We start from the raw sequence: 26,225 nt of genomic DNA on the forward strand, positions 1-26,225 counted from the left end.
GTCCATCCTCCCATGTGTCGCCGGACGTTCGTGTCACGGGACCGCGCAACGGCCTATTCCCCTATTCCGAGATCACCGAGTGTCAGGCCGTCGAGGCTGTCCCGGAACTGACGACGATGGCCCAGCGGAACGTCGGCGGCCGATGGCACGACGATCGCCATGCAGCCCGCCGCGGTGGCCGACTGGGTGCCCGTGGGTGAATCCTCCACGGCGACACACCTACTCGCGTCGACGCCGAGCAGTCGTGCGGCGCGCAGATACGGGTCGGGTGCCGGTTTGCCGTGTTCGACCTCGTCGCCGCACACGGTGACCGCGAAGTAGTGCCGACCGATGGTGTCGAGCGCCTGGTCGGTGAGCTCGCGGACGGTGTTGGTGACCAGTGCCATCGGGATACCCGCGTCGGCGATCGTGGTCAACGCCTCCTGCGCACCCGGTCGCCAGGGCAGGTCGTCGGCGAACAGTTCGGCGACGCGGTCGAGCAACCACCGCTCGTCGGCGGCGTAGTCGCGTGCGTCGAGCGGGACACCGGAGGCGTCGAAGACCTTGGTCAGCGCGTCAGTCATCGAGTTGCCGAGTGTCGACTCCCTCAGTTCCGGGGTCATCGCGTAACCGTGCCGGTCCGAGAGTTCGGCGACGGCCACATCCCACAGCTTCTCGGAATCGAGCAGGGTGCCGTCCATATCCCAGAGGACCGCAGCAGGCAAAACGGGTTGGCTCGTCACAGGGGCATCATTCCCGACCGCGCCTGCCGAGTGCGAATCCGGGTGAGGGGGCTCACTCCCCCGGCCCGCACCCGCGGCCCACTGTCGCGCGAGCCGCCCCGACACGGTCGGCGGAGTCGGTGGGAGTGACCATCGAGGGTCAGTGGGCGCGATTGCCAGGCCGAACACCGACGACGCGCACGGCCGTGTAGATCAGGCCCATGACGGCTCCAGCCATGAAGGAAGCGTAGACGGTCAGTGCGGTATCGCCGCGTCCCGAGGTGTAGCCGTCGGCTCCCCGACCGCCGTGGCCGCCCGATGGGCCCCCGCCGGGAGCTCCGCCACCGGGACCCCCACCCCCATGCGGATCACCTGGTCCTCCGGTCACCCCGCGCGACGTCGAACCGTTCCACCCGCCACCGGATCCGGACCCACCCGGGCCACTGCTCGGCGCGCCCGCGCCATCTTGTCGTCCCCCGAACCCGTGCTGTCCGCCGAACCCCATGCCCCGACCCTGGTCGCCGGTGAGCGACGAGTGGTAGACACCGATGGCCGACGCCTGGATCAGCACCGGAATCGCGACGAACCACAGCGGTAGGAAGAATGCGGCAACGACGCTGAGGATCTCGACGGTGAAGAAGTAGCGGTCGTGCATCGCGGGTAGCAGGAAGGGCACGATCGCTGCGCTCGCCGTCGCCACCACGAGAATCGACGTGGGGGTGACGGAAGGCTTCCGCCACACCGACCACACAAGGAACACGACCACCACCAGTGCTGCCAGTCCGACACCGAGGTGAGCCACCCACGTGGCATCGCCGGAGATCGGAATGAGCTGATAGAGATTCGCCGCACCGAGCGTGAGTTGCTTGTAGGAGCCCGTCTGATTCAGATACACCGACAACGCCGTGGACCACGATGCTCCGGCGAGTACCGCGGGCACGTCGAGCAGCAGATACACGACGGGGACAGCGAGCAACGAATACCACGGAAGTCGACGGCGGATCAGCAACCACAGCAGTACGGGGAACACGAACACCGCCTGGAGCTTGAACCCGAGTGCGAGTCCGAAGCAGGCGCACGCGAACACAGAGTTCCACACATAGGCACGATGGCCTGGCTCGCCGCGCCGGGCCCCGCCGGACTGCGCTCGGAGCAGGAAGTAGATCCCGGCCACCACGCATGCGGTGTAGATGGCGTCGGCCTGACCCCACCAGGCGCTGTTCATGATCACCGACGGCAGGAGAAACACGATGCCGAAGGCCAACGCGCGCAACGAGAATCGGTCGGTGCGGAGAGCAACGATCCGGTATGCGAGCGCCGCCAGCACGACGTCGAAGGTGATCGAGAGCGCCTTGATGCCGATCAGGGATGGCACATGAAGGATCGTGAGGCCCCAGATCAGATACAGATACGGATAGTTGTAGTCGGCGAACTGCTCACGAAAGGCGCCGAATCCTCGCTGGTCGAGGGTGTCGTACCACCGGCTCAGAAAGTTCTGATAGTCCATTGTCTGACGGTCGAGGAAGTACCACCGCACGCCGAGACCGACTATGAACACGAGCGTGAGGATCGCCCACCGCGCCCATCGCGGCGTCGGGCGGCGGGTACCTCGCGAATGCTCGACATCGAGGGCGGTGTCCGGGACGGAGCGGTCTGGGCCTGCAGGAGTGAGAGTCAACGACACGACGACAACGATGCTCGGCGAACCTGGGAAGCCGGTGGGAGCGCGCTGTCGGATTCGGCCGAGATGACCATGCCGTAGTCGCACCGGGCCGCGATGTCGCTTCTTGCCCGGTCGGATGTGGCGCGTGATCGCGGGACTCGGGGGCTCACGAAGCCGTAGTGTCGAGGGCGGCACACCGAGTAGACCAGGAGGAACCATGTCGAAGGTCTTCGTCTTCGGTCACCGTAACCCCGACACCGATGCCATCGCCTCGGCCATCGCGATGGCTCATCTCGAACGCTCACTCGATTCCGCGCTCGACATCGAAGCGGTGGCGCTCGGCTCACCGGGGGCCGAAACCCGTCACGCGCTGGACCGTTTCGGTATGTCGGCGCCGCGCGTGATCGAGCTTGCCAGGCCCGACGTGGATGAGGTCATCCTCGTCGACCACAACGAACGCCAGCAGAGCGTGGCAGACATCGACGACGTCACCATCACCAAGGTCGTCGATCACCACCGGATCGCCAATTTCGAGACCGCAGCGCCCCTGTGGTTTCGGGCTGAACCCGTCGGCTGCACCTGCACCATCCTGTCCCGCATGTTCGGCGAGAACTCTTTGCAGCCGCCCCCGGACATCGCCGGGTTGATGGTGTCGGCGATCATCTCCGACACGCTGCTGCTGCACTCGCCCACCACCACCGACCTCGACCGACGCGCGGCCACAGCACTCGCCGACCGCGCAGGGATCAATCTCGACGCCTACGGCACCGAGCTGCTGCGCGCGGGCTCCGACGTCGGGGACGCGTCGGCAGCCGAACTCATCGACCGCGATGCGAAGAGTTACACCATGGGGTCGACGACCGTCCGTGTGGCACAGATCAACACCGTCGACGTCGACGCCCTGCTCGCCCGCCGCGACGAGTTCCTCGCCGCGATGAACACCGAAGCGCAGCACGAGGGATACGACCTGTTCCTCCTGCTCCTCACCGACGTGCTGAAGGTCGACTCCGACCTGCTCGTCGTCGGCGCACCCGTCGACGCCGTGGAGAAGGCGCTCGGCGTGACGGTTCACGACGGCCACGCCAAAGCGCCCGGGATCGTGTCCAGGAAGAAGCAGATCGTCCCGCAGCTGACCGAGGTACTGCGCGCCACGTAGCGCCGGTGGTCAGCCTGAGCGCACTCACACGTTGAAGTACTTCGCCTCCGGGTGATGCAGCACGAACGCGTCTGTCGACTGCTCGGGATGCAACTGCAACTCCTCCGACAGTTCGACGCCGATCCGCTCCGGCTTGAGCAGTTCCATCATCGTCGCGCGGTCCTCGAGATTCGGGCAGGCGCCGTAACCGAACGAGAAACGCGCTCCGCGGTATTCGAGGTCGAAGAAGCCCTGCGCGGCGTCGGGGTCCTCGGTACCCAGTGACCGGTCGCCCACCATCAGTTCGCTGCGCACCCGCTGGTGCCAGTATTCGGCCAGCGCCTCGGTCAGCTGCACGCCGATTCCGTGTACCTCGAGGTAGTCGCGGTAGGCGTCGTCGGCGAAGAGCTTGTTGGCGAAGTCGGCAATCGGCTGTCCCATCGTGACGAGCTGGAACGGCAGGACGTCGACCTGTCCTGTGGTGATCGCGTCCTCACGCGAGCGGATGAAGTCGGCGATGCACAGGAACTTCGGCCGCTGCTGACGAGGAAACGAAAAGCTGTGCCGGACAGGCGCATCCGGACGTGGCTCGGTCAATACATGTACGGTGTCGCCCTCGCTGACGGCCGGGAAGTACCCGTAGACGACGGCGGCGTGCTGGAGGATCCCCTCCGTCGAGAGCCTGTCGATCCAGTACCGCAGCCTGGGCCGGCCTTCGGTCTCGACGAGTTCCTCGTACGACGGCCCGTTGCCGCCGCGCGCGCCACGCAGTCCCCACTGACCGAGGAAGAGTGCACGCTCGTCGAGCAGCTGGCGGTAGTCGGCGACCGGCACGCCCTTGATGATGCGCGTCCCCCAGAACGGCGGGGTCGGGACATCGTTGTCGGCGGCCACGTCGGAGCGTGCGGGTATCTCAACGGGCGTCTCGGCGGCCTTGCGCTTGGCGGCGATGCGCTTCGAGCGTTCGTGGCGTGCCTTGCGTTCGGCGGCCTTCTGGGCGGCTGCAATCGAGTCGGCGCTCTCCGGCACCGATCCCCCGCCGCGTTTGAGCGCCATGATGTCATCCATCAACCGCAGACCCTCGAAGGCGTCTCGCGCATAGTGCACGTCGCCCTCGTAGGTGTCCGAGAGATCGTTCTCGACGTAGGAGCGCGTCAGAGCCGCTCCGCCGAGCAGCACCGGATAGTTGTCGGCGAGTCCTCGGGCGTTGATCTCCTCGAGGTTCTCCTTCATCACGACCGTCGACTTCACGAGTAGACCGGACATGCCGATCACATCGGCGCGCTTGTCCTCGGCCACTTCGAGGATTGTCGAGATCGGTTGTTTGATACCGATGTTGACGACCTCGTACCCGTTGTTGCTCAGGATGATGTCGACGAGATTCTTGCCGATGTCGTGGACGTCGCCCTTCACGGTCGCGAGCACGATACGACCCTTGCCGTCCTCGCCCGTTGCCTCCATGTGTGGTTCGAGATGCGCGACAGCGGTTTTCATCACCTCTGCGGATTGCAGCACGAACGGCAACTGCATCTGGCCGGAACCGAAGAGCTCGCCGACGGTCTTCATGCCCGACAGCAGGGTCTCGTTGATGATCTCCAGTGGCGGCTTCTGCGTCATCGCCTCGTCGAGGTCGGCCTCGAGCCCGTTGCGTTCACCGTCGACGATGCGCCGCTCGAGCCGCTCGAACAGTGGTAGCTTCGCCAGCTCGGCTGCACGCGACTCGCGCGCCGACGCCGCCGAGACGCCTTCGAACAGCTCCATGAGCTTCTGGAGCGGATCGTATCCCGGGTCGTCCTCCCCGTTCGTCCCGCGCGGTCGTCGGCGGTCGTAGACGAGGTCGAGTGCAACCTCACGCTGTTCCTCCGGGATGCGCGCCATCGGCAGGATCTTCGACGCATGAACGATCGCGGTATCAAGACCTGCCTGGACACACTCGTGCAGGAACACCGAGTTGAGCACCTGGCGCGCAGCGGGATTGAGGCCGAAGGAGATGTTGGAGATACCGAGGGTGAAGTGCACGTCCGGGTGGGACTCGTGCAGACGACGGATCGCCTCGATGGTCTCGATCCCGTCCTTGCGGACTTCTTCCTGGCCTGTCGAGATCGGGAAGGTCAACGTGTCGAGGATGATGTCCTCTTCGGAGAGTCCCCAGTTGCCGGTGATGTCGGCGATGAGGCGTTCCGCCACACGGACCTTCCAGTCGGCGGTACGCGCCTGACCTTCCTCGTCGATGGTCAGTGCGACCACCGCGGCCCCGTGTTCGACGACGAGTCGCATGATGCGCGCGAACCGCGAGTCGGGTCCATCGCCGTCCTCGTAGTTCACCGAGTTGACCGCGCAGCGACCACCGAGGGTCTCCAGACCTGCCCGGATCACCTCCGGTTCGGTCGAGTCGAGCATGATCGGCAGCGTCGACGACGTCGCGAAGCGACTGGCGAGTGCGGTCATGTCGGCAGAACCGTCCCGACCGACATAGTCGACGTTCAGGTCGAGCATGTGCGCGCCGTCGCGGGTCTGGTCCTTGGCGATGTCGAGGCAGCGCTGGTAGTCCTCGGCGATCATCGCCTCCCGGAACGCCTTGGATCCATTGGAGTTGGTCCGCTCACCGATGACCAGGAAGCTGGCATCCTGATCGAACGGCACAGCCGTGTACAGCGACGACGTCTCGGCTTCGTGTTTCGGCGTCCGCCTGGCCTTCGTCACCTCGGAGACCGCGGCGGCGACCTCGCGGATGTGATCGGGCGTCGTACCGCAACATCCGCCGACGAACGACAGGCCGAACTCGCCGACGAAGGTCGCCAACGACTCCGCGAGCTCGTGTGGCTGCAGCGGGTAGACGGCGCCGTTGGGACCTAGTTCCGGCAGACCGGCATTGGGCATGACCGACACGGGAATACGGGCATGACGCGACAGATACCGCAGATGCTCGCTCATCTCCGCGGGACCGGTAGCGCAGTTGAGGCCGATCATGTCGACACCGAGTGGTTCGATCGCGGTCAGTGCTGCGCCGATCTCGGAGCCGAGCAGCATGGTGCCCGTCGTCTCGACGGTGACGTGCGAGATGATCGGGATGCGACGACCGAGCTCAGCCATCGCGCGCTTCGCAGCCACGACCGCGGCCTTGACCTGCAGCAGATCCTGCGACGTCTCCACGAGTATCGCGTCGGCTCCACCGTCGAGCATGCCTGCGACACACTCGAAGTAGGCGTCGCGGATGACGTCGAACGTGGTGTGGCGCAGACTCGGCAGCTTGGTACCGGGACCGATGGAACCGAGTACATAGCGCCCGGTCCCGTCGCTCGACGGACCCATCTCGTCGGCGACGCCGCGGGCGATGGACGTGCCCTTGAACGAGAGCTCGCGAATGCGGTCGGCGATGTCGTAGTCGCCGAGGTTCGAGAGATTGCACCCGAACGTGTTGGTCTCGACCGCGTCGGCTCCGGCCTCGAAGTACGCGCGGTGGATGTCTGCGAGCACATCGGGGCGCGTGTCGTTGAGGATCTCGTTGCAGCCCTCGAGGTTGTTGAAATCGTCGAGCGTGAGATCCGCGGCCTGCAACATGGTGCCCATGGCCCCGTCGCCGATGAGTACGCGACGCGACATGTCCGTGAGGAACGTCGTGTCGAAGTCGCTGTCGGTGCGGGTGGGTTCGGACATGGTTCTCAGCGTAGTTCGCTCTCTGTTGTGGTCAGGTCGTAGGCTGGTTCGGTGAACGCAGAGCAGTTGTCGAACCTTCCCCGGTTGCGCCGGCCGATCCTGCTGGCTGCCTTCGAGGGCTGGAACGACGCAGGAGATGCGGCCAGCAGTGCTGTCGAGCACCTCGCGCTGACCTGGGATGCACGCCCCCTTGTCGACATCGACGCCGACGACTATTACGACTTCCAGGTCAATCGGCCCACGGTGAAGCAGATCGACGGTGTGACCCGACGCATCGACTGGCCGACGACGTCGATCTCCTACTGCAGCCCCGAGGGCGCTGACCGTGACATCGTACTCGTGCGCGGCATCGAACCCAACATGCGCTGGCGCGCCTTCTGCGCGGAAATCGTCGACCTCGCGCACGAGCTCGGTGTGGAGACCACGGTAATGCTCGGTGCTCTGCTCGCCGACACCCCCCACACCCGACCGGTGCCGGTCACCGGCAGTGCGTACAGCAGCGACGCGGCGGAGAGATACAACCTGACCGAGAGCCGCTACGAGGGACCGACCGGGATCACCGGCGTGCTGCAGGATCTGTTCGTGCAGGCCGGACTCCCCGCGGTCTCGTTCTGGGCCGCGGTGCCCCACTACGTCTCGACTCCGCCGAATCCGAAGGCGACGGTCGCTCTGTTGAACAGGGTCGAAGAGGTCCTCGACATCGAGGTTCCGCTCGGCACATTGCCGGAGCAGGCCGAGGAGTGGGAGCAGGCGGTCACCGAGATGACCGAGGACGACGAGGAGATCGCCGAGTACGTTCGCGGTCTCGAGGAGCGCGGCGACGCCGAACTCGACACGGACGAGGCGATGGCGAAGATCGACGGCGACGCGCTGGCCGCCGAGTTCGAGCGCTACCTCAAGCGACGTCGGCCGGGACCCTTCGGGGCCTGACCCACTGCCGTCAGTCGATCCGTTCGATGGAGACGACCGGGGTCGTGATGCGCCAGGTGCGCACGTCGGGATCGTCGGCGGCTCGTACCCAGAACTGGGCGGACTCACCCACCCGGCACGACTTCACGCCCAGCAACGGGATGTCCTCGGAGTCGCGCCGTAATCTGCTGACCGCCCACTCCTCGCTGTCGGTGCCACCCACTCCGGGAGCTCGCAGCAGAGTCATGTCGTTGAAGTCGAGCAGATACGTCGAGGTCCGGGTGATCACGGTGTACACGCCGGATTCGGTGCTGGGTCGGATCTCCTGAACGCGGGCCACCCGGAGAACTCTACTAAGCGTCGCCGCGGGTGTTCGAATCGAGTCGGATCATCGTGTCCGGTCGCGTAATTCGACGCCGAGCAGCGCCGTGACGGCATCGTCGATGGCGCCGGGAGCCGACGTCGACGAGCCGATCCCCTGTTCGACATCCCGACACCATCCGTCGACCGCCGCGAGTGCCTTCGGTGTGTCGAGGTCGTCGGCGAGATGCTCACGCACACGAGCGATGACCGGTGCGGCGTCGGGTCCGGTCTCGGCCGACGTGGCCGCCTGCCAGCGACCCAGACGGGCTCGTCCCTCGTCGAGAACCGCGTCGCTCCACATGCGGTCGGCGCGATAGTGCTCGGCGAGCAACGCCAACCGGATGGCGGCCGGGTTCTCGCCAGCGCGACGTAGGACCGACACGAACACCAGGTTCCCCCGACTCTTCGACATCTTCTCGCCGTCGAGTCCGACCATGCCGGTGTGCACATAGTGGCGCGCGAAGCGTCGCTCACCGGTGTACGCCTCACCATGCGCCGCAGAGAATTCGTGGTGCGGGAAGATCAGGTCGTTTCCGCCGCCCTGGATGTCGAACTCGATGCCGAGACGGTTGAGGGCGATAGCCGAGCATTCGACGTGCCAGCCGGGACGTCCCGGCCCGAACGGCGACTCCCACGACGGCTCGTCCGGACGCTTGGCCCGCCACAGCACCGGATCGAGTCGATCACGCTTGCCCGGCCGGTCCGGGTCGCCGCCCCGTTCGGCGAAAAACCGCTCCATCGTCTCCCGGTCGTAGCCCGACTCGTAGCCGAACTGTTCGGTGGCGTCGGCGCGGAAGTAGACGTCGGGGAACTCCTGGTCGTCGACGACGTACGCCGCACCCGATGCCAGCAGCTTGCCCACCATCTCGACGACCTCGTCGACCGACTCCATCGCTCCGATGTAGTCACGCGGTGGCAGGACGCGCAGTGCGGTCATGTCGTCGCGGAAGAGCTGGATCTGCTCCGAGCCGAGTGCACGCCAGTCGACACCGTCACGTGCGGCACGCTCGAAGAGCGGGTCGTCGACGTCGGTGATGTTCTGTACGTAGTGCACGTCGTGGCCCTGATCGCGCAACACCCGATTGACGACATCGAAGGTGAGGTAGGTGGCCGCGTGACCCAGATGTGTTGCGTCATAAGGCGTGATCCCGCAGACGTACATGGTCGCGATCTTGCCGGGCGAGACAGGTCGCACGGCGCGGCTCGAGGTGTCGTAGAGGCGGAGTGCAGGTCCGGATCCCTCGACGGTGGGCACAGCCGGTTCAGGCCACGATTGCATGTCTCCCACTGTATTGGCCCGTATGGATGCCAACCGAACAGGGGTTGCGCGCCGTCAGAACGGTGGCCACGGGATGGGACGGTGAGGTGGCGGAAGCGGCAGCCGCCCCGACTCCGCCAGGATGATGGCTCGTAGCTCGAGTGCGTCGATCTCGTCGTCGGTGATGTGATCCGCGAGCGCCTGCCGCAACTGCGAATCGTCGGACTCCAACGCCTCGGCCAGCCCGACTATGTCGGCGATCAGATGACCGGGCACCGGTTCGCCGGCCCATCCCCACAGCACGGTGCGCAGCTTGTCGTCGGAGTGCAGGCAGATACCGTGGTCGACTCCGTACACGTTGCCGTCGAGTCCTTCGAGAACGTGCCCGCCCTTGCGGTCGGCGTTGTTGAGGATGACGTCGAGCACCGCCATGCGCAGCAGGCGTGGATCGTCGGCGTGCACGAGGACCACCTGGTCGCCCACAGGGTCGAGTGCCCGCAGGATGCGCCGATAGTTCTCGGGCACGGCATCGGGAGGGCACAGGTCGACGAGGTCGATCCGAGCCACGGGGAGGTCTCCCGGGTCGGGATCGGGCGTGTCGATCCACCGCTGGACCATTCCGGGTCCGAGCGGGCCGTCACGCATGACCGTGGTGGGAATCGTGTGCCACCCGAGCGCCTCGGACACCAGGTACGCCGCCACCTCGCGGCCCGCCAGGGTGCCGTCCGGGAAATCCCAGAGTGGCACCTCCCCACGGATCGGCTTGTACACGCACCGCACCTCGGTGTCGCCGAGCGTCGCGTCGCACACGAGCGTCGCGTTGCTCGCCGTCGGGATGCGTCCCACGACCACCAGGTCGCCGTCGCGAATGACCTCGTCGGACGCGGCGCCGCTCCCCTCGGGCACCTCAGCGGCTTCCCCCGCCGACATACCCGTCAGTCCCGTCCCGGTCCGTCGGGTTCCGGTCCGTCCTCGGTATCGGGTCCCTCGCCCTCGGCGTCGGAGTCGTAGAGGCCGCTGTCGTCCCCGAGCGACAGATCGCGGAACACCTCGGGGTCGACGAATTCGATCGACTTGCTCAGTTCCGCGTCACGCTTGTAACCGTTCGTGCGAACACAGAGGTGGCCTGCGGGATCGAGCGGTTCAGCGCACAGGGGGCACGGCGGCCTGCCTGCGGAAATGACGCGTGACGAGCGCGCAGCGAACTCGCGTGCGGCCTCGGTGGTGAGGAACACGCGGACCGCGTCGGGACCTTCGTCGGTGTCGTCGAGGACGACGCTCTCGTCGAATTCACCCTCGGTGATCGCGAGCAACTCGACGACGACGGCCTCGGATTCCGCGTCCCATCCGAGCCCCATCGTTCCGACGCGGAACTCGGCGTCGACGGGCATCACCAGCGGGCTGAGGTCGCCGACACGGTCCGACGGCGGCGGAATCGGGGTGCCGAACCGGCGGTGTATCTCCTCGAGGAGAGCACCGATTCGGTCGGCGAGGATCTGCACCTGCTGCTTTTCGAGGAGAACGCTGATGATGCGGGCCTCGTGGACTGCCTGGAGGTAGAACGTCCGGTCGCCCGGTTGCCCGACGGTACCGGCGACAAACCGGTCCGGGCTGCGGAACACATGGATCGCTCGAGACATCACACCTCCTTTTCTCGTGTGTTCATTATCCGCGCCCGACCGGAGCCTGCGCAGAAGTTGCTGGTCTCGTCACGTTGCCGTCGACGTCGCGGTCGGATTCGGCGGCGGTGGCCGTCGCCGACACGCCCTCTACGGGCGGGTTGTCGGAGACGGGGGTACCCGGTGTGGCGGCTGTCGGATCGTCGACTCCCCTGTCGCCGCCGACGGTCGCGTCGTCGTCGCTCTTCTTCGGCGGGGGCGCGGGTATGGAGATCACCGCGGTGTTGTTGACGGTCTGGACGTACGGACGAGTGGCGCCGTAGCGGACGATGCTGATCGACGCGGGCTCGATGACGATTCGTTGGAAGGTGTCGAGGTGGGCACCCATCGCATCGGAGATGATCGACTTGATCACGTCGCCGTGCGAGCAGGCCACCCACACCCCGGATCCGTCCGGCCCGCCGAGTTCTCGGTCGAGTCTGCGAATCGCGGCCACCGCGCGGGCCTGCACCTGCGACAGACCCTCCCCGTCGGGAAAGACCGCGGCGGAGGGGTGCTGTTGCACGACCTTCCACAGCGGTTCGGAAAGCAGGTCTTTGATCGATCGGTTGGTCCAACTGCCGTAGTCGACCTCTGCGAGATCGTCGACGATCACCTCGGGGACCTGACGGCCGGTCTGCTCGGCGATGGCGGCGAGCAACGGTGCGACCGTTTCGCCGCACCGCTGCAACGGTGAGCGGGCCACCGCGGTGATCTGCGCGGCAGCAGAGCCGAGCCGATGCACCAGTTCCGCCGCCTGTGCGCGTCCCTTGTCGTCGAGGGCGACACCCGGCGTGCGGCCGGCGAGTACGCCCGAGGTATTGGCAACCGACCGGCCATGGCGAACCAGGATCACGGTCATCCCTCAACCATAGGCACTTGCACCCGCCGGGGCACAGCGCAGGTCAGGTCGCGCTGATGACGCCGGCTGACAGCAGCGCGATCACGACGAGTCCGAGGGCAACGCGGTAGACGCCGAACCAGTTCAGCGAGTGACCGCTGACGAAACGCAACAACCACGCGATGGAGATGTAGCCGACGACGAAGGAGATCAGCGTGGCCACCGCCAGTTGCGCTCCGGTCGCCTCCATGCCGTCGCCCGAGGGGTGGAAGGCGTCGGGGAGACTGAAAAGTCCCGAGGCGAGCACGGCCGGGATCGCGAGCAGGAACGAGAAACGGAACGCGGCTTCGCGCTCCAGCCCGAGGAACAGGCCTGCGCTGGCCGTGGCGCCCGAGCGTGACACGCCGGGCACGAGTGCCAGGCACTGGGCCAGGCCCATGACCAGCCCGTCGCGCAGCGTGAGCTGCTCGATCGAGCGCGACTGTGTCGCGACGCGTTCGGCGAGCCAGAACACCCCCGAGAACACGATCAACACGATCGCGGTCACCCACAGGTTGCGTGCCGCGGTGCGGATCTCGTCCTTCAGCAAGAAGCCGATGATGCCGATCGGGATGGTCGCGAAGATCACGTACCAACCGATCCGGTAATCCAGGTTGCGTTCGTGTTCGTTGAACAACCCCCGGAACCATGCGGTGATGATCCTGGCTATGTCCTTGGCGAAGAACACAAGCACCGCCGCCTCGGTCCCGAGCTGGATCACCGCCGTGAACGACGCTCCCGCGTCGCCACCGAACATCAACTCCGATGCGATGCGCAGGTGCGCCGACGACGAGATGGGAAGGAACTCGGTGAGGCCCTGGATGACACCCAGCACGATCGATTGGGCCCAGGTCATGGTCTCGGTCACGGGCGACGATGCTACCGCCCCGTCCGGCCGTGGGCTGGCGACGATGCTCCGTGCAGCACGACCGCGTGTCGCCGAGGGACTGTGATGTGGTGAACGACGACGCCGACCTCTCGGCGGACGTCGGATGTCCGTCCCGCAAGATGGTCACATGCGCTCACCCCGGCTCTCCGAGAACACGACCGATGGTCGCCGCCACCCGGTGACGCTCGGTGTCATCGTCGTCGCGTTGGCCACGACGATGTCGCTGGTCGGCTGTGGGTCGTCGAAGGACGACGCGGCACAGAAGGCCGAGACCGTCGCCCCTGCCACCGCCAGTGCGGCGCCCGCCGGCCCCGCCGCCCCGCCGGCGGGATCCGTCGTCCCGACTCCAGCGGGGAGCACAGTCCTCGCGCACTCGGGCAAGTCTCTGGCCGTCCTCGGTGCGGACGGAACGTCGGTGTTGCGGTTGTCGACCGATGCGATCGGCGGCGAATCGACGACGATCCGCACACCCCGGTTGACGAGGATCATCGGGGTGGGCGACGGCGGATTCGTCGGCGCAGGACCCGAGACGTTGGTGCGGATCGGGGCAGACGGCGTCGTCTCCACTTCCCCGACGTCGGTCGCGGAGCCGACAGCGCTGGCCCGGACGCATTCCGGTCAGATCCTCGTCGGTGCCGGCAACGGTCACCTCGTCGTCTTCGGCCAGGATTTCGAGCAGATCCGTGACATCGGCGGGTTCGTGGGCGTCGATGACATCACGGTCTCCCCCGCCGGAGCCGATCTGCCCGGCGAGCAGGTCGTCGTCCTCGACAAGGCGCAATCGTCGGTCACGCCGGTCGACATCTCGAACGGCGAATTCGGCGCTGCGCTGCGCGCAGGCAACGGTGCGACCGAGGCCACCGTCGACCACTACGGACGAATCCTTGTGTCGAACACCCGCGACGACGAGATCATCGGATTCTTCGGATCCCCGCTGGTGATGCGCTTTCGCTATCCCGTGCCCCACGGGCCCTACGCCGTAGACTACGACGACACCCGCAACCTCCTGTGGGTGTCGACGACGGCGAACAACGAGGTGGTGGCGTATGACCTTGCCGGTGGAGAGCCCGTCGAGAAGCATCGCTTCGCGGCTGTCGCCCAGCCCGATGCGCTCGCCGTCGACGACACGACCGGAGCCGTCTACGTCCTGTCGACCAGAGACGGCGGCGTCCAGGTCGTCGAACCGCCGTACACCGGGGGGAATCCTGTGAGCAGTCCGTCTCCGACGGTCGGCGAGGGGGGCCGCTGATGTCAGTGCCCGGTCATCACCGCCTACCCCAGCATCACCGCACCAGTGCCCGCATCGGGGCTCGATACCCACGTGGATGGGAGGTGTCGTCGGAGGACTACGAATCGATGTTGATCAAGCTCCCGCCCGACGTCACCCGGGTCACCGCGTCGATGCGCCTGTCACTCGAGGCAGAGTTCGGTGGTTGGGAACTCTCTCGGGTGCGGCTCTATTCCGATGGAACGCGAAAGGTGTTGCTGCGCCGCAAGAAACCGCCACGCCGGCGCGGAGGCGACCACCTGGCCGACGGGAGTGCGCAGGCGTGCTGACCCGAGTGAATCGAGCGGTGTATCCGCTCGCGCTGAGAGCGATGTTCCTGCTCGATCCGGAACGTATCCACTCCATCATCATGGCGTCGATCCGGGCGGCGACGAGAGTCGGCCTCACCCGAGCGCTGTGCGCACGACTGTTCGTCGATCGTGATCCGGTGTTGCGTCACAAGGTCTTCGGGGTCGATTTCCCGGCGCCCCTCGGTCTCGCGGCAGGCTTCGACAAGTCAGCTGCGGCGGCCGATGCCTGGGGACTACTGGGCTTCGGGTACGCCGAGGTCGGAACGGTGACCGGTCAGCCGCAGCCGGGCAATCCGCCGCCGAGACTGTTCCGGCTACCGGCCGACCATGCGCTGATCAACCGCATGGGCTTCAACAATCCCGGTGCGCGTGCCGCCGCCGACAACCTCGCGGCGTCGCGTGCGCGTGGCATCACGGTCCCGATAGGCGCCAACATCGGCAAGACCAAGGTGGTCCCGCTCGACGGTGCCGTCGAGGACTACCGCACGTCTGCGCGCCTGCTCGGCCCGCACGCCGATTTCGTCGTCGTCAACGTGAGTTCACCCAACACACCCGGTCTGCGAGACCTACAGGCAGTCGACTCGCTGCGGCCCATTCTCTCGGCGGTGCTCGACGAGGTCTCCGTACCCGTGCTCGTCAAGATCGCACCCGACCTGGCCGACGACGACATCGACGCGGTTGCCGACCTGGCGGTCGAGTTGGGACTCGCGGGCATCGTCGCCACGAACACGACGATCTCACGCGAGGGACTACGCACACCCGCCGACGAGGTGGCTGCCATGGGTGCGGGCGGACTGTCCGGCGCTCCGCTGGCAGATCGGTCGCTGGAGGTGCTCCGGCGCTTGTACTCTCGTGTCGGCGGCAAACTGGCTCTGATCAGTGTCGGCGGTATCGAGACGACTGATCAGGCATGGGAGCGCATCTGTGCGGGCGCCGACCTGTTGCAGACCTACACAGGATTCATCTACGGGGGGCCGGTGCGCCTGCGCGAGATCCACGAAGGACTCGCAGCCCGCGTGCGCGCCGCCGGATTCGCCACCATCTCCGAGGCGATCGGCAGCGCGACGCGCAGCTGACGAGGGTGCTCAGACGTTCTCGGCGGGCAGTTCGTAGGTTCCGATGATCCGCGCCCGCCCGATCGCGTGCGAGAACAGGTTGAACCCGAGGTAGGCCGGCGTCGCGTTCTCCGGGAGTTCGAGGGAGTCGACGTCGACGGCGTGCACGACGATCATGTAGCGATGCGGGCCGTGCCCGGGAGGCGGGGCTGCCCCGACGAAACGCTTCAGGGACGCATCATTGGCCAGGGTGACGGCGCCTGCGGGCAGTCCGCTACCGTCCTCGTCGCCCGCACCCTCGGCCAGACTGGTCACGGATGCGGGGATGTCGGCGACAGCCCAGTGCCAGAAACCAGCGGCAGTCGGAGCGTCGGGATCGTAGACGGTGACTGCGAAACTCTTGGTGTCCGAAGGGAATCCGGACCACGAGAGTTGTGGGGAGGCGTCGTCGCCGCCCGCACCCATGATTCCGCTCACCTGCGGATTCGCCAACGGTGCGCCATCGGTGACATTCTCCGACGTCACCGTGAACGTCGGCAGGCTGGGTAGGTCTGCATAAGGGTCGTACGAGGTCATCGAACACCTTTCTCTCGCGAGCGTGGCCCTGGATGGCCGAGCGTGCGTGCACTCGTTCGCGAGTCTAAACCGCGTCGCCGCGATCGACGCCCACCACGGGCGAGCCGACCTCAGCTGCAGCACGGATGCACCCGCGCGCCGTCGGGTGAACTCGCAGAGTTCTCGGCCTGATGCCCGCTTTCACATCTCGCGCCTCCCGCGTGTGTAGTACGGTCAGTTGACCAAATGGTCAACTTTGGGAACTGGCCCCGGTTTCCAGCCACGACACCCCTGGGAGCAGCGCTTATGCGTCGTCTCGACGCCCCGCCCGGCCGAGCAGTCCCGCGTATGTGGGAGAAGGATTCGGCGGCCCACTACGCAGAGATCGACTCGGCCGTCCGCGACGCGGGACTCGACGCACCTGTCCTGGCGCTCGACCTGTCCGCGCTCGAACACAACGTCGCCGATCTCCTCGCGCGCGCAGGGGGCGTCCCGATCCGACTCGCGAGCAAATCACTGCGGGTCCGCAGGATCATCGACGACGTGGTCGCACGCGACGGCTTCGCCGGTGTCCTCGCGTTCGACGTCGCGGAGGCGAGGTGGCTGGCGACCGAATCGGGAATCTCCGACGTGCTCCTCGGCTACCCGACGGTCCGGCGCGCCGCCCTGGCCGATCTACTCGCCGACCCGCTCGCCCTGACACGCGTGACGCTGCTCGTCGACGACATCGCCCAGTTGGACATCGTCGATTCCGTTGTGTCGCCCAACCTCCGCCCGACGGTCCGCGTCGCCATCGACCTCGACGCCTCGCTACGCCTGTTCGGTGGTCGCGTCCACCTCGGCGTCCGACGCTCCCCTGTCCACGACTCGACGGCAGCACTGACGCTCGCCCGAGCGATCGTCGCGCGCCCCGGATTCGCACTCGTCGGCGTCATGTCCTACGAGGCGCAGGTGGCCGGGGTCGCCGACGATGTCGACGGCAGATTCCTGATGAACAGGGCCACGCGCGCCATGCAACGCATCTCCATGCTCGAATTGCGTCGTCGGCGCGGTGCGATCGTCACGTCGTTGCGCGAGATCGCCGACATCGAGATCGTCAATGCAGGCGGAACAGGCTCACTCGAGGAGACCTCCCGTGATGACTCGGTCACCGACATCGCTGCCGGCAGTGGACTTTTCGGCGGCCATCTCTTCGACGGATACCGCCGCTTCCAACCCGCCCCGGCATTGACCTTCGGACTCGACGTGACACGCAGGCCCGCACCGGGAATCGTCACGTGCGCGGGAGGCGGCTGGATTGCATCCGGACCACCTGCCGCCGATCGTCTGCCGCGACCAGTCTGGCCCGAGGGCTTCTCGTACATCACGACCGAGGCGGCGGGCGAGGTGCAGACGCCGTTGACCGGCGCAGCGGCGTCGAATCTGGTACCTGGGGACCGGGTATGGTTCCGCCACACCAAATCAGGTGAGGTCTGCGAACGCGCGAGGACTGTTGCACTGATAGGTCGGGACGCGAACGGGCACGCCCGTGTCGACGATCTCGTTCCGACATACCGAGGGGAAGGGCGGTGCTACCTGTGACCACACAGCAGCAGATGACGGACAAGCAGTGGCGCAACTGGAGCGGAAACCAGTCCGCCACAACCACAGTCGCCACCCCCGACAGCGTCGACGCTGTCGCCGAGCTGGTTCGCAAGGCGGCAGCCGACGGGATCAGGGTCAAGCCGATCGGTTCGGGTCACAGTTTCACCGGTATCGGTGTGCCGGAGGGTATTCAGCTCGATATGTCGGCACTGCGCGGGATCGTCGGCGTCGACGGCCGTCGCGTGCGGATGCGTGCGGGCACGCGGCTGCACGAGATCCCCGCGCTGCTCGCACCGTACGGACTCGGGATGCGCAACCTCGGCGACATCGACCGCCAGACGATCACCGGAGCGACCTCGACCGGCACCCACGGAACAGGCCTGGCGTTCGGCGGCATCTCCACCCAGATCGTCGGTGCGACGATCGTCACCGGTACCGGCGAAGTGGTCACCGTGACCGATGAGGACGACGAACTACGCGCTCTCGCATTGGGGTTGGGCGCACTGGGAGTCATCGTCGATCTCACCATCGAGTGCGTCGATGCCTTCAGTCTTCGAGCCCACGACCAGCCCCTCGACCTCGACGACGCCGCCGGTGGATTCGTGGATCGTGTCGAGAGCTGTGATCACCACGAGTTCTACTGGTTTCCCCACACGCGGCGGGCACTGGCCAAGACCAACACCAGGCTTCCCGCCACAGCAATGCGGAGTGGCCCGGGCAGGGTACGCAGGTACATCGACGACGAGGTGATCAGCAACAAGGTCTACGGCGTGGTCTGTGAGCTCGGACGGCGGCTGCCCTCGACCGTGCCGACACTCAACCGTGTTGCGAGCCACGCACTGTCGGAGCGCACCTACACGGCACCATCCGCAGAGGTGTTCGCGTCGATACGCGACGTACGTTTCCGCGAGATGGAGTACGCCGTGGAGTTGCCCGCCGTCGCCGAGGTGCTCACCGAGATCGACAGGCTCATCGAGCGGAAGGGGTACAAGGTCAGCTTCCCCGTGGAGGTGCGCGCGGCCGCCGCCGACGATCTGATGCTCTCGACCGCGTCGGGCCGCACCACCGGCTACATCGCCGTCCACCGCTACCATCGCGACGATCCCGCCGACATCGCCGCGTTCTTCGCCGACGTCGAGGAGATCATGGTCGCCCATCACGGGCGGCCACACTGGGGCAAGCTGCACACCCGCGACGCGGAGTACCTCCGGAGTGTCTACCCACGGTTCGACGAGTTCCTCGCCCTGCGTGACGAATTCGACCCCGAGCGCGTCTTCGGCAACGCGTACCTCAGACGCGTACTCGGAAGCTGACCCAGCCGACCTGCGCCGCAGCTGAACAGTAGGTCGGGGGACCGCTCAGCTGTGGTGCAGGAAGTGCTCGAACACACGGGTGCCGAAGAGAACGGACTCCACGGGGACACGCTCGTCGACGCCGTGGAACAGCGCGGCGAAGTCGAGCTCCGGCGGCAGCCGCAGCGGCGCGAATCCGAAGCACCTGATGCCGAGCTTGGCGAATGCCTTGGCGTCTGTCCCGCCCGACATCATGTACGGCACGGTGCGTCCGTCGTCGTCGTAGGCGAGGATGGCGTCGTTCATCGCGTCGACGAGATGTCCGTCGAATGTCGTCTCGTAGGAGTCGAGGTGCGTGATCCATTCTCGTCGAACGTTGGGGCCGATCAACTCGTCGATCTCAGCCTCGAACGCCTTCTGGCGTCCGGGCAGCACACGACAATCGACGACTGCCTCGGCCTTCTGCGGGATGACGTTGGCCTTGTAGCCGGCCTTGAGCATGGTCGGGTTCGCCGTGTCACGCAGCGTCGCACCGAGGATCCGGGCGAGGCTGCCCAGCTTGAACAGCGCGGTCTCGAGGTCTGGTGTGTCTGGGCCGAGATCCCAGCCGGTCTCCTCCGACACCGCCTCGAGGAACTCGGCCACCGACTCGCTGATGACGAGGGGGAACGTGTGGTTGCCGATCCGGGAGACCGCCGAGGCGATCTCGGTGACCGCGTTGTCGGAGTGCAGGAACGATCCGTGCCCGGCACTGGCTTCCGCGGTCAGACGCATCCACGACAGGCCTTTCTCGGCTGTCTCCACCAGATAGAGGCGACGCTGTGTGCCGTCGGGACGGTCGACCGTCAACGAATAGCCACCGACCTCGCCGACGGCCTCGGTGATGCCGTCGAACAGTTCTGGCCGATGCTCGACGAGCCAGTGCGAACCCCACGTGCCGCCGGCCTCCTCGTCGGCCAGGAACGCGAAGACCAGTTCGCGCGGCGGAACGGTGCCCTCACGCGCGAACTGTCGCGCAAGTGCCAGCGCCATGCCCGCCATGTCCTTCATGTCGACGGCGCCGCGGCCCCAGATGTAGCCGTCGGAGACCGATCCCGAGAAGGGATGGACGCTCCAGTCGGCGGGCTCTGCGGGCACGACGTCGAGGTGGGCGTGAATCAGGAGCGCCCCGCGATCGGAATCGGGCGGACCGGGCAGGCGGGCGAAGACGTTCCCGCGTCCCGCACGTCCGGACTCCACGTACTGGGTGGTGTAGCCCACCTCCTCGAGCATTCCCGCGACCCACTTGGCGCAGTCTTCCTCGCCTTTGGTCGTCTCGGGCTCGCCTGTGTTCGTGGTGTCGAAGCGAATCAGTTTGCTCACGATGTCGACGACTTCGTCGACGGCCTTGATGGTCTCGGTGGGGTTCTCGGGCTCCGAAGTCACCCCTCACTCCTACGGGATTTGGGATACGGGGGCAACCTCGGTTAGTGTTATCCGGCCCGGTGCGAAACGGAGAAATCCGCGAGTACCGAAGCACCGAGTCCGAGTGGCGGAATGGCAGACGCGCTAGCTTGAGGTGCTAGTGCCCTATTAACGGGCGTGGGGGTTCAAGTCCCCCCTCGGACACCGCACGAGCCCGCCGGAAGCAATTGCTCCCGGCGGGCTCGTTTCGTTTCGTGGGCACGAACACGCATTTCCGCCACCGGCCGCGCATGGTGGCACTCGCGCTTGTCGCAAGCACGTGTCTCGACCCCGAGTATCGGTCAAGGCGCGAGTGCCGACGATGGCAGCCTAGTTCGGCGAGGTGGTGATCAGCTGCCCGCGCGGATAGGGCAGTTCGATGCCGTTCTCGTCGTAGGCACGCAGGATCTCGCGGCGCAGGGTGCGCTGGACCTTCCACTGTGAGTTCGGTCGTGTGGTGACCGTCATCCGCAGCGTCAACTGGTCCGCGGAGAGCTCCTGGACGCCGAGCATCTCCGGTTCCCCGGTGACGTCGTCGCTCAGTGACGACGATTCGGCGGCCTCGTGCGCGGCGTCGAGCGCGACCTCCTGCGCTCTGTCGACGTCGGCGGTGAGTGCCACGGGAACCTCGACGCGTGCGACCGCGTACTCCTGGCTCATGTTGCCCACTCGCGCGATCTCACCGTTCCGGACATACCAGAGCGTGCCGTCGAGGTCGCGCACCGTGGTGATGCGCAGTCCGACGGACTCGACCTCACCGACGGCCTCCCCCAGATCGACGACGTCGCCCACGCCGTACTGGTCCTCGAGGAGCATGAAGATACCCGTGACGAAATCACGCACCAGGTTCTGTGCACCGAAGCCGATGGCGAGACCGATCACACCCGCCGACGCGATGAACGGCGCGATGTTCACGCCCAGTACAGACAGCACCGCCAGCACCACCCACGTGAGCAACACGATCGACACGACCGACTTGAGCACCGACCCGATGGTGCGGGCGCGCTGTGCACGCCGCTCGTTGATCACGGCGCGACTGGCGCCCGACGGAGCGCGATCGCGTAGGTGGCGCAGCAACGGCGGCACAGAACCCTTCTGGCTCGGCTGACGCCGAGTGACGCGGTCGATGAGGCGATTGCAGAGGAACCGCACGACGAGCGCCACGACCACGTATCCGACGATCCTGATCGGGTTCTCGATCAGCCATTCTCGATTTGTCTCCGTCCATTCGAAAGCCGTTGTGTACGTTGCCATGAACCCGACCGTACGTACTCGACGCGAATCCATCAGAATCGACTCGTGACACAGCACCTGTTCTTCGACTGCGACACCGGCATCGACGATTCGGTCGCACTGCTGTATCTGCTGGCACGCAGGGATGTCGACATCGTCGGAATCGCCAGCACCGCGGGCAACGTGCCGGTCGACGTCGTGGTGGCGAACAACCTCGCGTGGTTGTCGCTGTGCGGTCGTGGTGAAATCCCCGTACATCGGGGGCCCGATGGGCCTCTTGTCGCACCTCTCATGACCACCGAGGAGACGCACGGTCCGCTCGGCGTCGGCTATGCCGAACTGCCCACCTCCGATCTACCGGTTGCCGGCACCGACGCCGTCGATGCCTGGCTCGACGCCGCGCACGCGCATGACGGCGAGCTCGTCGGGCTGGTCACCGGACCTCTCACGTCGTTGGCCTCCGCGGTGAGGCGCGACCCCGGTCTGCCGCGTCGACTGCGGCGACTGGTGATCATGGGCGGCGCATTCCACGTCCACGGGAACACCACGCCTGTCGCCGAATGGAACGTCGCCGTCGATCCGGAGGCGGCCGCCGAGGTCTTCGCGGCATTCGGAGTCGACGGAGCGCCAGCACCCATCATCTGTCCGCTCGACCTCACCGAAACCGTCGCGCTCCTGCCCGACCACCTGGTCAGGCTCGCCGCCGCGGCGGGCAGCCATCCTGTCGAATACCTCGATCCGACCGACGAGCGAGGTATCCGGTCTGTCGCCGACAACCCGCTCGTACGTCACCTCGTCGACGCCATGCGCTTCTACCTGGAATTCCACGACGCGCACGACGAGGGCTACCTGGCACACCTGCACGACCCGTTCGCTGCGATCGTTGCGCTCGATCCCGCGGTGGCCCGAACGATGCCGGCCCAGGTGGGTGTCGAATTGTCCGGTGCACTCACTCGCGGCATGACCGTCGCCGACGAACGCGGCATGTGGGGCGGTGCACCGAATGCCGCTATCGCCACCGCGACCGACGTCGACGCGGTGTTCGACCACCTCATCGAGACGATAGCCACCCTCGCACGGCAGCTCAGCGCAGCTCCGTAGCCTCGCCGAATCCCCACCTCGCCGAATCCCAGCCTCGCGCGATCGCGGTAACGTCGGCGAGGTGACGACACTCGGCTACCAGATCCCGAACTTCACCTACCCCGACACCGCTCCCGACCGACTCTTCCCGACCATCGCCGCTCAGGCTGTCGAGGCGGAGAACTCCGGCTTCGACACCGTCCTGGTGATGGACCACTTCTATCAACTACCCATGCTCGGCGCGCCTGACGAGCCGATGATCGAGTGCTACACGCTGCTGTCGGCGCTCGCCCAACACACATCGCGGGTCCGACTCTCCGCTCTCGTCACCGGAAACACCTATCGCAACCCGACGCTGCTCGCCAAGACCGTCACCGCCCTCGACGTCGTGTCCGGCGGCAGAGCCCAATTGGGTATCGGCGCAGGGTGGTTTGAGTTCGAGCACGAGTCCCTCGGCTTCGACTTCGGTACCTTCACCGATCGATTCGAGAAGCTCGAGGAAGCCCTCCAGATCATCCTGCCGATGCTGCGCGACGAGCGGCCCTCGCTCGACGGTCGGTGGTACCGGGTCCACGACGCCATGAATTCACCAGCACCGCTCAGCCGTATCCCCGTCATGATCGGCGGCGGCGGTGAGAAGAAGACGCTACGGATGGTCGCGCAGTACGCAGACGAATCGAATCTGCTCGCCGCCCCCGCGGATATCCCCCGCAAACTCGACGTCCTGGCGGCGCACTGCGAACGTCTGGGACGCGACCGATCGGAGATCACGGTGACCGCGCAGACCTCGGCCTGTGTCGCTCCCACCGAGGACGAGGCGAGAGCGGAGTTCGAGTCCTACGTGGCACGCAATCCGGCAGCCGAGGGGCGTCGTGCCTCGACCGTCATCGGTTCGCCTGAGCAAGTGGCTGCTCGATACTCCGAACTGCTCGCCACGGGTATCGACGGAGTGACGGTCAACGCGCCGGCCAACGGTCACATACCGGGTCGGGTGACCCTCCTCGGTCAGACCCTCTCCCCGCTCATCGGCTGAATTCGACCGTCGGCGCACCGAACGTGCGTGCCGATCAGTGCTCGGAGTCGTCGTCTGCGACGTGGTGGTCGAGGTTGACCGTTCCGGTGCGCCAGTAACCGTCGACCTTGACGCAGTCCTTGGGTCTGCCCAACTCGCGTCGCAGATGGCGCCGAATCGGTTTGAGGGACAGAGCTTCTCCAGCGAACCAACTGTAGAAATCGCCGTCGGGGAGCTCTAGTTCCTCCAGAGCGCGCAGCATGTTGACGCCACGCCCGACGTGATCGGCTCCGCGGTGCACGAAATGCACGCGGGCATTCGGACGTTCGGGAAGCTCGATCTCGGTCTCGGGCCCGGTGACCTCGGCGAAGGCGATCACAGGCTTGTCGGCGGGGAGTTCCTCCAGCCATCTCGCCAGTGCGGGCAGGGCGGTGTCGTCTGCGCCGAGGAGATACCAGTCGTAGCCGGTGGGATAGATGTGGGAGCCACGCGGACCGAGCATGCCGAGTCGGTCGCCCGCGACTGCATTGCCTGCCCACTTGCCCGCAACTCCGTGGTCATGGAGCACGAAGTCGATGTCGAGTACACCGCGTGAGCGGTCGAATGCGCGGATCGTGTAGTCACGGTAGATCGGAAATCTGCCCTCGGTCGGCAGACGCATCCCCTCGGCCCCGACCCCGGGCATGAGGATCTCGCCGGTATCCGGGTCAGGGAAGAACAACTTGATGTGGTCGTCGGGTGCCATGTGCACCACGACGAAACTCTCGGGCGAGCTGATGGAGAAGCGCACCCGACGCATGTCCGCGCTCAGGTCGATGGTCTCGACCACCTCGACCGTGCGGGGCAGCAGGTCGTACATGGTCATCTTGACCTCGGTCGGGTGGGGTGTGGTGTCCTGCCCCTCCACGGTTTCCAGCCCGGTCACACTACTCACCTCTCGAGAATCGACGCGCCGCGCGCGCTGTGGCCAACAGGGACGGCCGTCGTGATCGGTTCGCCCGCACCATGTCGCACGATGGCGTCGAGGATCTCGCCCGATCGGATGGCCACATTCGACAGTAGCGTCGACGTCAGTCCGTGTGTGTGTTCCGAGTTTCCCTGGACGAAGATCTGCCCGGTGATCTCGGAGGCGGTCTGCAACCTGTAGGCGCGGTCGAGCACGGGACGACCGTGTTGATCGGCCGCGCAATGCGCAGCGAGTTCGCCGAGCATGGCCGCGACCGGCGTCGGCTCGAATCCTGTCGCGAACACGACGGCATCACAGTCGAGGTCGAGTTCTTCGCCGGTGGTGCGATGTGCGACGCGCAACCGTGCGGTGTCGTCGGTCTCGTCGAGATCGATCACCTCGGTGGCGCCGTGCACGAACAGTCGCCGATCCCCCGACACCCGCTCGGTGTACTCGCGGCGATACAGGTCCTCGATCAGAACAGGGTCGACGGCCGAGTAGTTCGTACTGCGGTGGTATTGGAGCAGCCGGTCACGCCATGCGGGTTCGGCCGAGAAGTACTCGTCGACGGCCTCCGCGTCGAAGATGCGGTTCGCGTACGGGCTGTCGTCCGCCGGGGTGTAGCCGTACTTGGAGAAGACGGCGTGCACTTCGGCATCGGTGGTCTCGTGCAGGAAGGCCGCGACCTCTGCTGCGCTCTGTCCTGCGCCCACGACTGCGAATCTCCGGTGAGTCAACGGGGGTAGCTGGGCCAGAGTGGGCAGAACGTGGTGATTGTGGAAGACACGGCTACTTGCGACGACACCTGCGGGCAACTTTGCCCGAAGACCGCCTCCGAGAACGAGATTGCGCGTTCGCACGCTTTCACCCGCCGACGAGGTGACCTCGAAGGCGCCGTCGGAGAAGCCGACGGATGTGATCTCCGTGCCGTACTCGACCGGGACGCCCACGCGGTCGGCAGCCCAGCTGAGGTAATCGTGGAACTCGGCGCGCAGCGGGAAGAAGTCCTGGCGATTGATGAAGTGGCCCAGCCGGTCGTGCTCGGCGAGGTAGTTGAGAAACGAGTAGGAACTCGACGTGTTGCGTTGTGTCACAAGATCTTTGAGGAACGACACCTGCATGGTGGCACCGGGAAGGAGCATCCCGGGGTGCCATCCGAACTGCGTCTTCTTCTCGAAGAAGCGGGCCTCGAGCGCTCGCGAGCGCGCCGGGTCATCACGCCGTAGCGCGTCGTTGTGCTCCTCGACCGCGATGGCCAGAGCCAGGTTCGACGGTCCGAATCCGATGCCGACGACATCGAGTTCGGAGTTCCGCTCACTACACACGCGCCGCTC

The 26,225-nt window shown here is 66.2% G+C and carries 23 protein-coding genes and 1 tRNA gene; 10 read left to right on the top strand and 14 right to left on the bottom strand.

Annotated elements, in window-relative coordinates:
- Positions 1-53 precede the first annotated feature (53 nt).
- Positions 54-680: an HAD family hydrolase gene (locus LK459_RS21550; protein ID WP_227923943.1), complete on the bottom strand. Its 627-nt coding sequence runs from the start codon at positions 678-680 to the stop codon at positions 54-56.
- Positions 681-861: 181 nt separating this feature from the next.
- A complete protein-coding gene (locus LK459_RS21555; RefSeq protein ID WP_407648824.1) occupies positions 862-2,208 on the bottom strand; it encodes a hypothetical protein in 1,347 nt (448 codons plus the stop codon).
- A gap of 373 nt (positions 2,209-2,581) precedes the next feature.
- Between LK459_RS21555 and LK459_RS21560 the strand changes: the two genes are divergently transcribed.
- Positions 2,582-3,520 (top strand): manganese-dependent inorganic pyrophosphatase, encoded by a 939-nt coding sequence (locus LK459_RS21560; protein ID WP_227920682.1) that lies wholly within the window; start codon positions 2,582-2,584, stop codon positions 3,518-3,520.
- Positions 3,521-3,544: 24 nt separating this feature from the next.
- On the opposite strand, the gene metH is transcribed toward LK459_RS21560, so the two are convergent.
- Positions 3,545-7,156, bottom strand: coding sequence for a methionine synthase (gene metH, locus LK459_RS21565; RefSeq protein ID WP_227920684.1), 3,612 nt, complete (start codon positions 7,154-7,156; stop codon positions 3,545-3,547).
- A 51-nt stretch (positions 7,157-7,207) separates the two neighbouring features.
- Between metH and LK459_RS21570 the strand changes: the two genes are divergently transcribed.
- On the top strand, positions 7,208-8,086 hold the full coding sequence (locus LK459_RS21570) for a PAC2 family protein (protein ID WP_227920685.1): 879 nt from the start codon (positions 7,208-7,210) through the stop codon (positions 8,084-8,086).
- A 10-nt stretch (positions 8,087-8,096) separates the two neighbouring features.
- Here LK459_RS21570 and LK459_RS21575 read toward each other — a convergent pair whose 3' ends face one another.
- Genes LK459_RS21575 through LK459_RS21600 form a run of 6 tightly spaced genes read right to left on the bottom strand, consistent with a single transcriptional unit; the run spans position 8,097 to position 13,092 of the window.
- The gene (locus tag LK459_RS21575; RefSeq protein ID WP_005173561.1) at positions 8,097-8,405 is read right to left on the bottom strand and encodes a hypothetical protein; all 309 of its coding nucleotides are present in this window, start codon (positions 8,403-8,405) and stop codon (positions 8,097-8,099) included.
- A 48-nt stretch (positions 8,406-8,453) separates the two neighbouring features.
- Positions 8,454-9,707 (bottom strand): cysteine--1-D-myo-inosityl 2-amino-2-deoxy-alpha-D-glucopyranoside ligase, encoded by a 1,254-nt coding sequence (gene mshC, locus LK459_RS21580; protein WP_227920686.1) that lies wholly within the window; start codon positions 9,705-9,707, stop codon positions 8,454-8,456.
- Positions 9,708-9,761: 54 nt separating this feature from the next.
- The gene (locus LK459_RS21585; protein WP_227920687.1) at positions 9,762-10,616 is read right to left on the bottom strand and encodes an SCO1664 family protein; all 855 of its coding nucleotides are present in this window, start codon (positions 10,614-10,616) and stop codon (positions 9,762-9,764) included.
- A gap of 5 nt (positions 10,617-10,621) precedes the next feature.
- Positions 10,622-11,326: a DUF3090 domain-containing protein gene (locus LK459_RS21590; protein WP_227920688.1), complete on the bottom strand. Its 705-nt coding sequence runs from the start codon at positions 11,324-11,326 to the stop codon at positions 10,622-10,624.
- Positions 11,327-11,351: 25 nt separating this feature from the next.
- Positions 11,352-12,206 (bottom strand): MSMEG_4193 family putative phosphomutase, encoded by an 855-nt coding sequence (locus LK459_RS21595; protein ID WP_227920689.1) that lies wholly within the window; start codon positions 12,204-12,206, stop codon positions 11,352-11,354.
- A 43-nt stretch (positions 12,207-12,249) separates the two neighbouring features.
- Positions 12,250-13,092, bottom strand: coding sequence for an undecaprenyl-diphosphate phosphatase (locus LK459_RS21600; protein WP_007237157.1), 843 nt, complete (start codon positions 13,090-13,092; stop codon positions 12,250-12,252).
- 148 nt (positions 13,093-13,240) lie between these two features.
- Between LK459_RS21600 and LK459_RS21605 the strand changes: the two genes are divergently transcribed.
- Genes LK459_RS21605 through LK459_RS21615 form a run of 3 tightly spaced genes read left to right on the top strand, consistent with a single transcriptional unit; the run spans position 13,241 to position 15,767 of the window.
- Positions 13,241-14,362 (top strand): YncE family protein, encoded by a 1,122-nt coding sequence (locus LK459_RS21605; protein ID WP_227920690.1) that lies wholly within the window; start codon positions 13,241-13,243, stop codon positions 14,360-14,362.
- Complete coding sequence (locus LK459_RS21610) at positions 14,362-14,670, top strand: DUF5703 family protein (RefSeq protein WP_007237155.1); 309 nt, start codon at positions 14,362-14,364, stop codon at positions 14,668-14,670. Before LK459_RS21605 ends, LK459_RS21610 begins: the two co-directional genes overlap by 1 nt.
- Complete coding sequence (locus LK459_RS21615) at positions 14,664-15,767, top strand: quinone-dependent dihydroorotate dehydrogenase (protein ID WP_227920691.1); 1,104 nt, start codon at positions 14,664-14,666, stop codon at positions 15,765-15,767. The genes LK459_RS21610 and LK459_RS21615 overlap by 7 nt, the downstream gene beginning before the upstream one ends.
- 9 nt (positions 15,768-15,776) lie before the next feature.
- On the opposite strand, the gene LK459_RS21620 is transcribed toward LK459_RS21615, so the two are convergent.
- The gene (locus tag LK459_RS21620) at positions 15,777-16,322 is read right to left on the bottom strand and encodes a YbhB/YbcL family Raf kinase inhibitor-like protein (RefSeq protein ID WP_007239226.1); all 546 of its coding nucleotides are present in this window, start codon (positions 16,320-16,322) and stop codon (positions 15,777-15,779) included.
- A 327-nt stretch (positions 16,323-16,649) separates the two neighbouring features.
- Here LK459_RS21620 and LK459_RS21625 point away from each other — a divergent pair, with 327 nt between their 5' ends.
- Together LK459_RS21625 and LK459_RS21630 are read left to right on the top strand one after the other, a co-directional pair.
- Positions 16,650-17,882: an alanine racemase gene (locus tag LK459_RS21625; protein ID WP_227923945.1), complete on the top strand. Its 1,233-nt coding sequence runs from the start codon at positions 16,650-16,652 to the stop codon at positions 17,880-17,882.
- Positions 17,883-17,896: 14 nt separating this feature from the next.
- Complete coding sequence (locus LK459_RS21630) at positions 17,897-19,198, top strand: D-arabinono-1,4-lactone oxidase (protein WP_407648825.1); 1,302 nt, start codon at positions 17,897-17,899, stop codon at positions 19,196-19,198.
- 45 nt (positions 19,199-19,243) lie between these two features.
- Here LK459_RS21630 and LK459_RS21635 read toward each other — a convergent pair whose 3' ends face one another.
- Positions 19,244-20,602, bottom strand: coding sequence for a M20/M25/M40 family metallo-hydrolase (locus tag LK459_RS21635; RefSeq protein ID WP_007239229.1), 1,359 nt, complete (start codon positions 20,600-20,602; stop codon positions 19,244-19,246).
- 97 nt (positions 20,603-20,699) lie between these two features.
- On the opposite strand from LK459_RS21635, the gene LK459_RS21640 reads away from it, so the two are divergent.
- Positions 20,700-20,785, top strand: a tRNA-Leu gene (locus LK459_RS21640).
- A 165-nt stretch (positions 20,786-20,950) separates the two neighbouring features.
- Here LK459_RS21640 and LK459_RS21645 read toward each other — a convergent pair.
- The gene (locus tag LK459_RS21645) at positions 20,951-21,874 is read right to left on the bottom strand and encodes a mechanosensitive ion channel family protein (RefSeq protein WP_174299143.1); all 924 of its coding nucleotides are present in this window, start codon (positions 21,872-21,874) and stop codon (positions 20,951-20,953) included.
- Between the two features lie 45 nt (positions 21,875-21,919).
- Here LK459_RS21645 and LK459_RS21650 point away from each other — a divergent pair, with 45 nt between their 5' ends.
- Together LK459_RS21650 and LK459_RS21655 are read left to right on the top strand one after the other, a co-directional pair.
- A complete protein-coding gene (locus tag LK459_RS21650) occupies positions 21,920-22,954 on the top strand; it encodes a nucleoside hydrolase (RefSeq protein WP_227920694.1) in 1,035 nt (344 codons plus the stop codon).
- A gap of 61 nt (positions 22,955-23,015) precedes the next feature.
- Complete coding sequence (locus LK459_RS21655; protein ID WP_227920695.1) at positions 23,016-23,966, top strand: LLM class F420-dependent oxidoreductase; 951 nt, start codon at positions 23,016-23,018, stop codon at positions 23,964-23,966.
- A gap of 34 nt (positions 23,967-24,000) precedes the next feature.
- Here the strand turns inward: LK459_RS21655 and LK459_RS21660 are convergent, their stop codons facing one another.
- Positions 24,001-24,870, bottom strand: a complete 870-nt coding sequence (locus tag LK459_RS21660) for a siderophore-interacting protein (RefSeq protein WP_227920696.1) — start codon at positions 24,868-24,870, stop codon at positions 24,001-24,003.
- Positions 24,871-24,875: 5 nt separating this feature from the next.
- Positions 24,876-26,216, bottom strand: coding sequence for a lysine N(6)-hydroxylase/L-ornithine N(5)-oxygenase family protein (locus LK459_RS21665; protein ID WP_227920697.1), 1,341 nt, complete (start codon positions 26,214-26,216; stop codon positions 24,876-24,878).
- Positions 26,217-26,225: the final 9 nt, after the last annotated feature.

Origin of the sequence: Gordonia otitidis (genome assembly GCF_020735545.1) — a bacterium.
Taxonomy (GTDB): domain Bacteria; phylum Actinomycetota; class Actinomycetes; order Mycobacteriales; family Mycobacteriaceae; genus Gordonia; species Gordonia otitidis.